Genomic DNA, 14,073 nt, shown 5'->3' on the forward strand with positions numbered 1-14,073 from the left:
TTAAAATTTTAAATTAGCACCAATAACGAAAGATCTTAAAGTAGGATAGGCATCAAGCTCAATTCCTTGCGTTCCGTATGGATCACCATTACCGTTCAATTCTGGAGAGAAACCAGAGAATTTTTGAGTAATGAATGGGTTAATTGCATTAACATAAAGTCTGCAATAATTGATAAAACTTGTTTCAGTTAAAGGAAGTTTATATCCTAAAGTGATATTGTTAATTCTAAAGAAATCCCCTGATTCCATATAGTATGTTGAAGCAACTGGCACTTCATTAAACGGCTTAGGATTTGCTGCTGTAGTATTAGTTGGTGTCCAATAGTTATTAGTTAAAGATGCCTCAATGTTTTCACCTGTAAAACGTTGTGCTTTTTTACCATTATAAACTTTAGCACCACCAGTACCATAACCATCAACAGAAAAATCAATGTTTTTGTAGTTTAATCCTAAGGTAACCCCATAATTGTTTTTAGGTAAAATAGAACCAACATATTTTTTATCTTTATTTGCATCAAGTAAGTTTTGAGTCACTTTATCGCCCGCTGCATTATAGTAAAGCATTTTACCATTTGTTGGATCGATACCGGCATACTCATATAAGTAGAAACTTCCTAAAGGCTGGCCAACTGATGTTTTATTCAATATTTTAGTGTCCTGACCGTTACCTAAATTACCACCAATTAAAGGTGAAATATCAAAATCTTTTAAACTTGCAAGTTTGTTTGTATTATGAGAGAAGTTTCCGCCAACCCAATAGCTTAAGTTATCATTAATCTTATCATCCCAACGTAAAGCAACCTCAAAACCTTTATTAGAAACCTCCCCTACGTGTGCTGGAGTTGAAATTGTCATACCAGATGTCGTGTATGGCTTCGTGTTTAAAATAACATTGTTTGTATTTTTATCATACACATCAAAAGAACCTTTTAATCTGTTGTTTAGAAATTCAAAATCGACACCTGCAGAAGCTTCTTCTGTAACCTCCCAAGATAAGCTTGGATCAATTTGAGAGTTAATTGTTGTTCCTTGATATAAAAGCGAACCTCCTAAATAAGCATTAAGTCCAGAAGCATAGGCTTGAGTGTTTAGAGGAACATTTTGATTTCCTAGTTTACCCCAGCTACCTCTCAATTTAATTAAATCAACACCTTTAATATCAGATAAGAAACTTTCTTTAGTCATAACCCAACCAATACCAAAAGATGGGAAAGTACCCCAACGGTAATCTTTAGCAAAGTTTGAAGAACCGTCACGTCTAATTGTTCCAGTAAATAAATATTTGTCCATTAATTTATACTGAACCCTTCCAAAGTATGAAGCTAATCTGCTTTCGTTGTATTTTATATCATATAAACTAGTAATATCAGCTACGTAATCTACCCCTTTTGCGTCTTTAGTATTATATAAAGACCAATAGTTAGAATTTTCGCTTACATTTTTTCTAGCAATTGTCAAAGTTTCTCTAGGTCCTTTTACAGAAGCCTCAATACCTGCGGTTAACTCAACATCGTGAATGTTTGCAAAAACTTTATTATAAGTAAAGTAGTTAGATAGATTCCAATTAAAGTATTCTTCTCTACCTCTTGTCAATAAGTTTACTGGGTCCGATGCGTGAGTAGCCACATAGTCTGCTGCTGTTGTATTAGGGTTAGCAGCCATCCAGATACCTTGCTTATCTTCAAAATTATATTGTTTCCAATTATAATATTCACCATTAAATTGAGAAGTGAATTTTAAACCATCAATAATTTCCCAGTCTAGTTTTAATCCTCCTTGTAGAGTAACACTTCTTTGTTGCTCATCATAGAAATCTAGTTGAGCAACTGGATTCCCTACGTTATTAAATGATGAACCTACAGAACCTGCTACACCATTAGCATCTACACGAGACACACCATATTGACCGTCAGCAAAACGTACTGGGACTATTGGCGATTGTTTGTATGCATTTGTAAAAGCTCCTAAAGGTTTTGGAGCAGATTTAGATGATGTAAAACTTAAATTTTGATTTAACGTAACTTTCTTAGACAATTTAAACTCATTATTGTTTCTGAATGTAGTACGTGAGTAATCAAGACCATTTAAAATTGCTTTTTCTTCATAATTTCCAGCACTAAAGAAATATTTAATATTTTCTGAAGCTCCTGAAACCGAAACGTTATTTTGAGTATAAGATCCTGTTCTTGTAATTTCGTCTAACCAGTTTGTGTTAACAGGCTGATTTGCTGCAAATGTGTTTGTTCCTAATGCAGCATTTGAGTAAGCAGCATACTGGTCTCCATTTGCCATTTTTACTTTTTTAAGTGGTGTTCTAACACCTGCAAAACTTTCAACTTCTACAGATACCTTATCTCCTTTACCTTTTTTAGTAGTAATAATGATAACTCCGTTTGCTGCTCTTGTTCCATAAATAGCCAATGCAGAAGCATCTTTTAAGATCTCATAAGAAGTAATATCATTTGTATTAATATTATTGATGTTTTCTGTTGGCATACCATCAACAATGTATAAAGGATTTCTACCTCCAAGAGCAGTACCTAAACCTCTAATAACTACAGAAGGTGTGCTTCCTGGAGCATCTGAAGAAGTTACTTGAACACCCGCGGCTTTACCTTGAATAGCTTGAGAAGCATTTAAAACTTTTGTTTTAGTAACATCCTCAGCTTTTAATGAAGCAACAGCAGAAGTGTTGTCAATTTTCTTTCTGGTTCCGTAACCAATAACTACCACTTCTTTTAAGGCTGTATCGCCAGCCTCTTTTAATGTGATCTTCATATCACCAACAGCTGCCGGAATAGAAACCGAATCGAAACCAAGCATAGAGATTTTTAAGGTTTCTCCAACTTTCGCGTTAATGGTAAAATTACCATCGAAGTCAGCATCAGCAGTAGTTCTAGATTCTGAAGCAGTAATAATTGCTCCCGGAACTCCCATTCCACTACTGTCTACTACTTTTCCTTTAATTGCTTGTGCTTGCCCCATCATATATGTAGGTAGCAGCAAGAGAGCTAAAAAGCTAAAAATAAAATTTTTCATACAGTACGTAATCGTTTAAGTTAGTAGAGCCAAATTAAGCAATTACAACGTTGTAGTACATCAAATACCACTACAACATAGCTACATCATTGTGTTAAAAATTTATATTATTATACTGATTATCAAACCAATAAATGTTAACAAAAATTCCTTAACATATCATTATGATGTAGTAATGATGTATCGTAATTATATAAAAAATGATATCGAAAAATATAAATTCTGTAAAAAATAAAATCAAATCTTACAGACTTAATAAAAACTTTGACAGGTTTTCGTCTTGCGTGAGGTTTAGCTTCTTTCTAAGACGATATCTATGCAGTTCTACACCTCTAAAAGAGATATTCATCATAGGAGCAATTTCCTTCGACGAAAGATTCATTTTAAGATAAACGCATAGTTTTATGTCCTTTGGAGTTAATTGTGGGTATTTTTTGGATAGATTTATAATAAACTCATTATGGATTTGATTCAAATTAGTTTCAAATGTTTCCCATTCGTGTTTATTTACTTCATTAATCTTAATCGCTTTTCTAATTTCATTTTTAAGCTTACCAAAATCTTTCTCGGTTTCTAAAATACCTTGGATTTTATCAATCATTTCAGTTTGTTTGGCAATCGATAATGATTTGCCTGCAACTTCTGAAGATTTTGCTTGCAATTCTAATTCTAAAATATGCTTTTCGTATTCTTGAATGTTGAGTTCGTTTTCTTTTTTCAATTCCATTTCAAGAATTTCTCTCTGATGTTTTAATTCTTCAGCCTGCAATTTTAATTTTTGCATATAGCGGAGCTTATTCCATTTATAATAGAAAAACAAGACTGCTCCGATTACAAGAAAATACAGTAGAATCATCCAGAATGAAAAATACCATGGTTCTGCCACTTTAAATTTATATGATGAAACTGTTTCATAAGTAGCTCCATCATGTTTGAATATTTCTACAGTATGATATCCACTGCTTAAATTATTCAAAACAATCAATCCATCTGAAATTGGAATGAAATCTTTTTCTTTATCTAGCTTGTAAAATAAATTTGGCTTGCTTGCTCCATAAATTCCAGAAATAACATTGATCTTTAATTCAGTATTAAATTTTATTTTCTCATCGTCTGGAATTAAAGCATTTTCGCTAAATGCTTCAATTTTAACTTCCGAATTCTGCTTGTTTTCGTATTCGAGTTTAAGAGAAATAAATCCGTCATCCAGATTAAATAAATAATAATTGTCTTTCTTGAAAATTCTTAGATTTTCATTAATCAATTTTCCTTTATAATATTTCTCCTGAATAATATTCCAGACAAATTTGTTTCCTTCAGCATAAATATGATATAAGATTCCATTTTGCAGAACCATAAAATGATCTTCATCTATAGAAACGACATCTGTTACATTTCTGAAATTTGTATTAAACAAACTATTTTCTTCCAATTTATTGGATATCGAATTGTAGGTATACCAAGAATTATTAATTAGAAAAAGTATTTCTTTTCTAAACTCAAAAATCTTAATTCCAAAATCATTCTGGATTTTGCTTTGCTGCGTGACATTTTCAACTTTAAGCGTATTATAATTATCATCTAGCAAAACACGATACAAACCACGATAATTATCGGCCGCCCAAATTTCATTCTTTTTATTTTGAGCCACATATTTGATCGGCTTTGCCAAATCTTTTATAATTTTATAATGGGACATGTTTGACGGATCATCATAAACCAAAATACCACTGTAAGTGGATTGAAAATAAGTATTATTAATACTGCTTTTAGACAAATTCCATCCTCCACTTACGCCATTTATTTTCGTTAGAGTGTTATTTTCATATGAAAAAGTACCATCATTATGGCCAATAATATATTTTCCGTCAATTAGAGAAATATTCCAACCTTGCCCTTGTGTATTTGGCATCATGTTAAATTTTCCAGCGCTGTATTCAAAAATACCGTGATTAGAAGCAATTAAATAACCTTTATTAATTGCAGCCACAGCATAAACAGAGCCTAAGAGACCCGAATTGTCGTAGAAGAAAGAAATTGGAGAATTAACCTCAACATGGGCAATTCCATTATCTAAACCAACCCAGAGATCATTTTCTTTATCCAAACCTAAACTTAAAACCGAATTATTCATGAGAACATTATCGCGTTCAATATTTTTATAAGAGTTGTTTTTTAAATCTAAAATAAAAATCCCACGATTTCCAGTTCCCACGATCAGCTTGTCATTTTTGACAAATTTTGCCACATTGATTGTTGCCGATTTTAAAGTTTCATTTATCGGATGTTCCCAGCTTTTTAATCCATTTCTTTCTACAATGAAAACGCCTTTTTTCTGTGTGAAGATATAAGTCTTGTTTTGAAATTTTTCAATGGCATGAACAACCGTATTTTTTAAAACGTTCCAACCTTTTGGATTGGCAATGTGTTTGCCATTCATTTTAAAAATCCCATCTCTGACTGAGGCTACATATAAATTTTCATCTACTCCAAAACAATACGAAATAAGAAAAGGAAACTTAATTTTCTTAATTGTTTTTCCGTTGTAAATAAAAACATCATTAAAAGATTGAAAATAAAGAGAGCCCTTAAACCTAAATATTTTCCAGATTTCTTCATTGTCCTTTTCATCAAATAATCTGAGATTTTTGGTAATCGAAACATAATGCATCGTCCCATCTTTTCTATACCAATAGCCAAATTCTTTATAAGAGCCAGAATAAATTTTATCTCCTTCAATCAAAATAGATCGAATGATGGTTTTGTTCGGAAGCGTATATTTTTCCCATTTTACCCCGTCATAACGAAGCAAATAGTGATTGTTGGCAAAATACATTGAATTGTCATTGCCTTGTGCTACATTCCAGATCTGATTATCTCCCTGATAATCTGATTTGCTGTAATTTTCGACAAAGGGAAGTAATTCTTGTGCTTGAAGCTGTAAAGCGATGAAAAAGAAGAAAACTGATTTAAAAAGTATCGATTTCAAGATATTCGTTTTTAAATTCAAAGATACTGACAAAAACTTAAACTGAAAGCATAAAAAAGGCTCCAAAAAGGAGCCTAAAATTAAGTTTAAAATAAAACTTTCTAATTTTCAAGTAATTGATAAACCTGATTTGCAATTTCGTATTCCTCATCAGTAGGGACAACCAAAACTTTTACAATAGACTTTTCTGAATTGATTTCTCTTAATTCTTTTGAACGTAGCTCATTTTTTCCTGTGTCAATTTCAATTCCGAAATAATCCATATCGGTACAAATCAAATTACGCATATAAGATGAATTCTCTCCGATTCCTGCTGTAAAAACAATGGCATTTAATCCGTTTAAAGCTGCTGCATAAGCTCCGATTGTTTTTCTAATTCTGTACGCATTCATTTGCAATGCCAAAATACAATCTTTATTGCCTTTTTCCGCTTCAGCTTCAATATCACGCAAGTCGCTATAACCCGTCAGTCCAAGCATACCGCTTTGTTTCAGTAAAACAGCATTTACCTCGTCTGGAGTATATCCTAAATTTTTAATCATATAAAAAACAACAGACTGATCGATATCTCCAGCGCGAGTTCCCATAATTAAACCGTTTGAAGGCGAGAATCCCATTGAAGTATCAATACATTTTCCATCTTTAATCGCAGCCATACTGCAACCATTTCCTAAGTGAATGGTAATAATTTTAGAATTATCTTTTAAGTAATTAATGGCTTTTTCAGAAACATATTTGTGGCTTGTACCATGAAAACCATAAACACGCACTTTGTTTTCCGTTAAGAGATAATTCGGTATAGCATATTTATAAGCTACTTCTGGCATTGTCTGATGAAAAGCCGTGTCAAAAACGGCTATTTGTTCAGCCGAACTGAAAATTTCTTCTGCTACATTAATTCCTTCCAAATTGGCAGGATTGTGCAAAGGTGCCAATTCAAAAAGCTGCTTGATTTTTCCTTTTACTTTATCATCAATTTTTACTGTAGCGCTAAAATCGCTTCCTCCATGCACCACACGATGCCCGACAGCAGTAATTTCAGAAGTTGATTTAATTACTCCTTTTTCAGGATCTAAAAGCATATTGGCCACTTTCTGCAAACCTACTTTATGATTCGGAATTGGAAGTGTTTCTTCACGTGAAGCTGTTGCGGTTTTTAAGGTAATATTTGAAGTTTCTAAACCAATTCGGTCAATCATTCCAGAACAGATTACTTCGTTTTCTGGCATTACCATTAATTGGTATTTAATTGAAGAACTTCCTGAATTTATAATTAGTATTTTCATTTTTTTAAGTTGCTAAGATGCTAAGTTTCTAAGATTCTGAGTTTTTTCCCAAAACAGAAATTTTTAATTTTTAATTCTCAATTTTTAATTGAATTTACATTCCTTGTGCTTGAATCGCTGTAATAACTACTGTATTGATTATATCGTCTACAGTACAACCACGGCTTAAGTCGTTTACCGGTTTGTTTAAACCTTGAAGCATTGGACCAATTGCTAAAGCTCCGGTTTCTCTTTGAACGGCTTTGTAAGTATTGTTTCCTGTATTTAAATCTGGGAAAATTAATACGCTGGCCTGTCCTGCCACTTCTGAATCTGGCATTTTGCTTTTCCCAACGCTTAAATCAACTGCCGCATCGTACTGAATTGGGCCTTCTATCTTTAAATCTGGTCTTTTTTCCTTTACAATGGCTGTAGCAGTTCTTACTTTATCGACCTCGTCTCCTTTTCCTGATGATCCAGAAGAATAAGAAAGCATGGCAATTTTTGGTTCAATACCAAAAGCTAAACTTGATTCTGCAGAAGAAATAGCAATTTCTGCCAATTGTTCTGCCGTCGGGTTTGGATTAATAGCACAATCTCCAAAAACAGAGACACGATCTTCTAAACACATAAAGAACACAGAAGAAACCACAGATGAATTTGGTTTTGTTTTAATGAATTGCAATGCGGGCAAAATGGTATGCTGTGTTGTATGTGCTGCGCCAGAAACCATTCCGTCCGCATGGCCTTTGTAGACCATCATGGTCCCAAAATACGAAACATCTTCCATTAAATCTCTCGCCATTGTAATACTTACATTTTTAGCTTTTCTAAGCTCATAGTAAGTATTCGCATAATCTTCATACATTTCAGATTCTATCGGATTGATGATATTTACTTTAGAAAAATCAAATGTAAGTCCAAGCTCTGCAACTTTACTTTCAATTTGTTTTTTATCGCCAATAATAGAAATATCAACCACATCCATATCTAACAATCTTGAAGCAGCTGTAATAATTCGGTCATCATTTCCTTCTGGCAGGACAATATGTTTTCTGTGCTGTTTCGCTCTTTTAACCATATTGTATTGAAACATTTTTGGCGTCATACCTTCTGGCTGAAAAGTAATTACTCTTTGCGATAAAGCTTCAATTTCTACATATTTTTCGAAAGTATTGATTGAGGTTTCAATCTTGTGTGTATTGTTGGCGTAAATCTGCGATTTTATAGAACCTATTTTATTAGTAATATGATACGTTCCGCCATCAACCGCAATAATCGGAACAATGGCTGAAAGCCCTTCAATGAGTTTTAAAATACTTTCTTCTGGAACAATATTACCTGTCAGGATAATTCCAGAAATGGTTGGATAATTGGCCGATTCATTCGCCTGTAAAGCTCCCAAAATAATATCAGAACGATCTCCAGGAGTAATTACCAAAGCATTGTCATGCAAATGCACTAGATAATTATGAAGTTGCATGGCTCCAACACTATAGTGCCCGATTTCGTTATTCAGATAATTTTCTCCAAAAAGAACTTTAGCGTTCAATTCGTTTACAATTTCCTGCATCGTCGGATTATTCAGACTTGAAATAATCGGAATGGTGTTAATCAATACATTTGAAGGAAGACTTTTTTGCAGACTACTGGTAACCAATTCGATATTTTCCGGTTGAACTTTATTGGCAAAAACTGATAAAACTTCAACCTCTTTTATTTTAAAAGAATCGTAAACCAGATACAAACTGTCTAAAAGCTCTTCTAAAGTTTTCCCAACTCCAGAGCCAACAATTATAGTCGGAATCCCAAGGTTTTTAGCAATTAAAACATTCAAATCCAGCTCAATAGAAGTTCCCTCGCCAGTAAAACTTGTTCCTTCAACCAAAACAAAATCAAAGCGTTCTTCGAGTTTTTTATACTTTTCAATAATTAAATCCAAAACCTCTCCTATTTTACCTTTGTTCTTTTTCTTGATTAATTTGCTTTTGGTAATAGCATAGGCATCTTCAAACTTAATATCAAGGTTAAAATAAGACAAAACGGTCTCGATATGATTATCTACCTCCCCATCGACAAAATCTTCAATTATAGGCCTAAAATATCCTACTTTGGCAGTTTTACCAAGTAAGATGCTCATCAAGCCGAGCGTAATAATTGATTTACCGCTATTATGGTCGCTAGTGGCTATATATATTGCTTTACTCATAATTATTTATTTTTATTCTAAATACAAAATTTACAAAATCAAATTTTTCAAATATAAAAGAACGCTAAAACCAGCGACGTTTTTTGAAATAGATGATCAGGGCAATTACCAGCAAAAACATTACACCCATGACTATAAAATAGCCATTTTGCGTTTTGAGCTCTGGCATGTTTTCAAAGTTCATTCCGTAGACTCCAACTATAAAAGTTAGCGGAATAAATATGGCTGATATGATGGTCAGCGTTTTCATGATTTCGTTCATTTTTCGGCTTTGTTCCGAAAAATAAAAATTAGAAGCACTTTCCAGTGCGCTCATATCTGATTCTATCTGATCTAAAAGCTCCAAACTTTTTTGATGCAGCCTGATAAAGAAATTGAATGTTTCTTTCTGTATTAAGCCGTTATCATCGTCATCATCTTTCTTCGTTTTCAAATAATAAAGCGAATCTCGAAGTGGCACTATGGAACGTTTTAGAAAGTTTAAGTTATCACGATGATTTTCAATTTTCTCTAAAATAACTGGTTTAGCATCTTTTTTAGTCAAATTGATTAAGTCTTCGATTTTATCTTCTTCATCTTCCAATGTAATGTAGAAATTTTCCATAACAGCGTCTAAAAGCAAATACAAAAGATAATCTACCTTTTTGGTCCTAACGATTCCCGCATGGGTACGCAAACGCTCACGGATATGCGTAAAAAAGTCGCTTCGCTTTTCTTGAAAGGAAATTAAAATTCCATCTTTTAGAATAAAGCTTAATTGCTCGACGCTAATATTATCTGAATATTCAGAAGGAAGAAGTGATTTTATATTAAAGAACAAAACATCTTGCTGGTCTTCTAGTTTAGTTCTTTTGGTAGTGTTTAAAATATCGGCAAGCAGAAAATCATCTAATTTGAAATGCGTGCCGATTGTTTTAATAAGATTGATATCATTAAGCCCATGAATATTGAGCCAATTGTTTTTAGTATAATCAAAGCAAGAATTTAAAGCCAAGACCGTAAACTTATCATATTCGACAACATCAGCATCATTATATACAAAAAGTTGCATCTCTGTTTTATGCTCTTTATGTATGCCAGTATACTCTAAAGTAATGTGTTGCAGCTTACGCCCTTTCTTGTATTTAATCTTTCTCATTCATGAAAATTTACAATAGTAATATTACGAAAAAGAATTTGAACAGGAAATGACAATTATCAGTTTGTGAAAAACCTAAAATTTAGACGCACTGCCTACGTTAATTAGCAAAAACAAAAAAACCGAGTCATTTCTGACTCGGTTTTCTATCTTAATACTTTGTAGTAATTACTTAATACTAAAGAATTATTTTACTTCTTCAAAAATAACACATACTCAATATCAACACATTAGAAAAAAATGGTACAAATAAGGTACAAAACAATTACATTATTCAAAAAAACAAAATTTTTGCTTTCTGAAAAGCCATTCATCTTTTGACCTCTAGCAGGTTGCTGTAGAACCAAATGAAGTCATCAATAATACTCAACTGAATTCATTTTTATATTCAGACATGCAAAGCCTAAAAAAGCAAAAGCTATATAGTGAACACAGCTAGACTATAACTTTTATTTTCTATCCTGAGAAAATCCGCTTTTCAGGACGTATAGCACTTCAATTGTCAGTTTCTAATTCAAGACTGCTTTCTTTTTTCCTTTATCTTTTTAAGTATATGTTTCGTCAGTTATTCCTTCCATATATAGTTATTAAGAAATACTATTTAGTAAAACATTGAATAATTTATTATTGCATTTTAATTTGATAATTTCTCGAAAAAAATTCTTCTCTCCCTTGGTATTTTCTCATTTGGTTGGAATGATAATAAGAAATAATATCCGTTTTCAATGAATTTAATCTGTATTTGTATTTTTCATCTTCGATATTTTTTGACATCACTAAAATTTCTCCACTTTGGAAAATTTTACAAATTGACAATTGTTTAAAACTTTCATTAAATTTTAATTTTGTTTCAATCTTATGTTTTGAAAATATATCTTTAACAATAGGTTTAATCACATTTTTTTGTAATATAGAAAGTTTTTCAAATACAGGATTCCCACCCTTAGCTACTATTCCAACATTAGGCATTAAATCAACTCCTTCAAAAATGAATCTGAAATTTTCAAAAACTTCTACACATATCAGCATGCTTTGCAGTACATCTACCTGATTAAGAAAAGAAGTATTTGAAGAGAAATTTGCAGTTTTAAAAAATAGCTCACTTCCTTCATCTGAGTCCATATGAAGATTTTTGTAAATTAGAGAAAAATCAGAAAGCTTTTCATATATTTTTTTTTGTAAATCCAAATCATCTACCGATAGCATATTTAAAACTTTAAAATACTTATCCTCGATGGTCATATCGCATTGAAACACATATCCCCCAATCCTTAATGATAAAATTTTAAAAATTGTTTCAAGAAAGGAACTAACAGAAAGGTACCACATACTTATTGCTGGAACCACATCCAATCCATTGTTAAGGCTATCTGCTGATAATTCTAAATCCCTTAAACAGGAAACTGTAAACTTGTAAGCATGTGCACAGTGGATATCATATTTCATATTAATAACTGTAGGCGGTGTACTAGGAATTATAACCGCGCACTTATTAAATTCATTTTTTCTAAAATCTTCTAAATACATCTTCTTTCTTCTTTTTATCATTTAAAATACACAAAATCACCCCAATAGTACGATAGACGTTTTTATTGCTAAAAGCAAAAATTTTGAAGTATTCCTTCAACTGAATATCGATGTGAGCAATCTCGTTGTATGCAAATTTGCATTCTTTAAGAATAGAAATGAGATTTATTGCAACTGATTCCATCGGATATTTATTCACAACATCAATAAGTGGGGATACTAGATTTGTAAAAGAATTTCTAAAACCGTTATCAACATGTTTAACCTTCCAAAACGAATAAACATTTATTAAATCATTTTTAAAATCATAATCAGAAATTTCTAATATCTGAATAGTTTCACCAAAAACTTCTAGATAAAGCATATGTTTAATATATGTTTCCTGAAGAGGCTTAATTACATTCATATACATATTAATTTTCTCCTGATTATCACTTTCAAAAATATTTGCTTGTCCAATAATTTGAAATAATTTTGTAGCTGCTTTGATTTTTTTCTTTTTATTACAAGACCTTACATAATACTTTATAAATAATGAGTAATCCATTTTATTTAAAAATTGTAGCGGTGCATATATCATCTGCTTAACGGCTACAATTTTACCATCAAGTATGCTAAGTTTTTCTATATCTGACATCGAGGCAAAATTTTGTTTTCTGCACACTTCCGCTAAATCGTAAAGCAGTAAATTTATGGTATGCTTATAATTATTGCGAAGCCGAATATTTTTAAAATAACCAAGCAATAGATTTATAGACGTTCCAGCGCAAAACACAAACAGAGTGATTAAAACAGTAAATACTGTCTCTTTTTTTACATCAAAAAAATCACTTAGAAATACAAGTAACCCTTTACCGTTTGTTGCACAAATTATTAAAATCATATTTTTTCATTTGTAGTTTTAATAAAGCATTTTTAGTCATTTTCATAGAATCTTTATTGTCTTTTTCATTAAGTTTTTATCCTAAATATTCAACAGCGAGAAACAATCTAAAACCAAATATCATAAAAATCATACTAAATATATCTAAAATCCGGAGCCTCAGAAACCATTAAGATTGCCTTATCTCACAATCGGTCAGAAAATCGGTCGTTAAACAATCGATTTTCTGGGCACCTTTTACCTCGGAACTCAGTGGTGGAGATTACCACTTAATCATCTCTAACAATTGATTAAAATTCACCCAATTACTGCTAATAAACAACAATAGCAGTTATTTTATTATACCGTTTAATTTATCTTTTAAAGTCATAATAACCTCAAAACCTATTTGTCTAATTGAATTTTTTGCTGGATTGTTTTTGAACTTTATCTTTTCCTCATTAATAATTAAATCTAAAGAGTCAGATTGAAGAAATTTTTCGTATTCCTCATTTAAAGTTGGGTCGAAGTGAGCAAAACCATCTTTTTCAGCACTAGAGAGGATTAAATCTTTTCTAGTTAATTTATAACTAGAAAATGGGTCTTCGTATACAATTTGTTCCCACCACTCATTAAAAGGCTTTTCAGTGATATTTAACTTTAAACCCTGTCTGCGACAAAGGGGAGCAAACGAAAACTCTAAAGTTTTGTCCGAACCTTGCACTTTCTTATAAAGTAGTCCCATATAGACACCCGATACCGAAATGACAGAATTGCTTATAGAACCGTTAATGTCAAAATAACTAAATCCAGGATTAGTTGTATATGGTATCGAACTGTCCTTAAATAATATATTTTTCTTTCCAAGTTGTTGTAAAATAGATCTAGTGTATTTATTTGGTCCATCTTTTAGCAGTGTCCTAATTCTACCTGCAATATCTTTTGCTTTTCGTTCTTGGTTACTGTCAAAAGAAATACAGTCATCAATTAAGTCTTGATAGAGTTCTTTAAATCCCTCAATAGGTCTGTTCATAAATTAAAATT

At 31.9% G+C, this 14,073-nt stretch carries 8 protein-coding genes; all 8 read right to left on the reverse strand.

All coding sequences use genetic code 11. The features are described from left to right. Positions 1 to 3,039 (reverse strand): SusC/RagA family TonB-linked outer membrane protein, encoded by a 3,039-nt coding sequence (locus BLP44_RS04665; RefSeq protein WP_091129921.1) that lies wholly within the window; start codon positions 3,037 to 3,039, stop codon positions 1 to 3. Between the two features lie 244 nt (positions 3,040 to 3,283). Beyond that, positions 3,284 to 6,028 carry a helix-turn-helix and ligand-binding sensor domain-containing protein gene (locus tag BLP44_RS04670; RefSeq protein ID WP_091131328.1) on the reverse strand — a complete coding sequence of 915 codons (2,745 nt, stop codon included), beginning with the start codon at positions 6,026 to 6,028 and terminating at the stop codon, positions 3,284 to 3,286. Positions 6,029 to 6,129: 101 nt separating this feature from the next. Then, complete coding sequence (locus tag BLP44_RS04675) at positions 6,130 to 7,314, reverse strand: acetate/propionate family kinase (protein WP_091129922.1); 1,185 nt, start codon at positions 7,312 to 7,314, stop codon at positions 6,130 to 6,132. Positions 7,315 to 7,408: 94 nt separating this feature from the next. Continuing rightward, positions 7,409 to 9,502 carry a phosphate acetyltransferase gene (gene pta / locus BLP44_RS04680; RefSeq protein ID WP_091129926.1) on the reverse strand — a complete coding sequence of 698 codons (2,094 nt, stop codon included), beginning with the start codon at positions 9,500 to 9,502 and terminating at the stop codon, positions 7,409 to 7,411. 64 nt (positions 9,503 to 9,566) lie between these two features. Further along, the gene (corA, locus tag BLP44_RS04685) at positions 9,567 to 10,640 is read right to left on the reverse strand and encodes a magnesium/cobalt transporter CorA (RefSeq protein ID WP_091129930.1); all 1,074 of its coding nucleotides are present in this window, start codon (positions 10,638 to 10,640) and stop codon (positions 9,567 to 9,569) included. A gap of 624 nt (positions 10,641 to 11,264) precedes the next feature. After that, positions 11,265 to 12,167: a hypothetical protein gene (locus BLP44_RS04690; RefSeq protein ID WP_091129933.1), complete on the reverse strand. Its 903-nt coding sequence runs from the start codon at positions 12,165 to 12,167 to the stop codon at positions 11,265 to 11,267. Continuing rightward, on the reverse strand, positions 12,148 to 13,050 hold the full coding sequence (locus BLP44_RS04695; protein ID WP_091129936.1) for a hypothetical protein: 903 nt from the start codon (positions 13,048 to 13,050) through the stop codon (positions 12,148 to 12,150). Before BLP44_RS04695 ends, BLP44_RS04690 begins: the two co-directional genes overlap by 20 nt. A 331-nt stretch (positions 13,051 to 13,381) precedes the next feature. Beyond that, positions 13,382 to 14,062, reverse strand: coding sequence for a hypothetical protein (locus BLP44_RS04700; protein ID WP_091129939.1), 681 nt, complete (start codon positions 14,060 to 14,062; stop codon positions 13,382 to 13,384). Positions 14,063 to 14,073: the final 11 nt, after the last annotated feature.

Source organism: Flavobacterium anhuiense, assembly GCF_900101855.1.
In the GTDB taxonomy this organism is placed as follows: Bacteria; Bacteroidota; Bacteroidia; order Flavobacteriales; family Flavobacteriaceae; genus Flavobacterium; species Flavobacterium anhuiense.

Bases quoted from the DNA above. Each gene is read 5' to 3' on its own strand.
- BLP44_RS04665 (WP_091129921.1), bottom strand. From the start codon at position 3,039: ATGAAAAATTTTATTTTTAGCTTTTTAGCTCTCTTGCTGCTACCTACA.
- BLP44_RS04675 (WP_091129922.1), bottom strand. From the start codon at position 7,314: ATGAAAATACTAATTATAAATTCAGGAAGTTCTTCAATTAAATACCAA.
- pta (WP_091129926.1), bottom strand. From the start codon at position 9,502: ATGAGTAAAGCAATATATATAGCCACTAGCGACCATAATAGCGGTAAA.
- corA (WP_091129930.1), bottom strand. From the start codon at position 10,640: ATGAGAAAGATTAAATACAAGAAAGGGCGTAAGCTGCAACACATTACT.
- BLP44_RS04690 (WP_091129933.1), bottom strand. From the start codon at position 12,167: ATGTATTTAGAAGATTTTAGAAAAAATGAATTTAATAAGTGCGCGGTT.
- BLP44_RS04695 (WP_091129936.1), bottom strand. From the start codon at position 13,050: ATGATTTTAATAATTTGTGCAACAAACGGTAAAGGGTTACTTGTATTT.
- BLP44_RS04700 (WP_091129939.1), bottom strand. From the start codon at position 14,062: ATGAACAGACCTATTGAGGGATTTAAAGAACTCTATCAAGACTTAATT.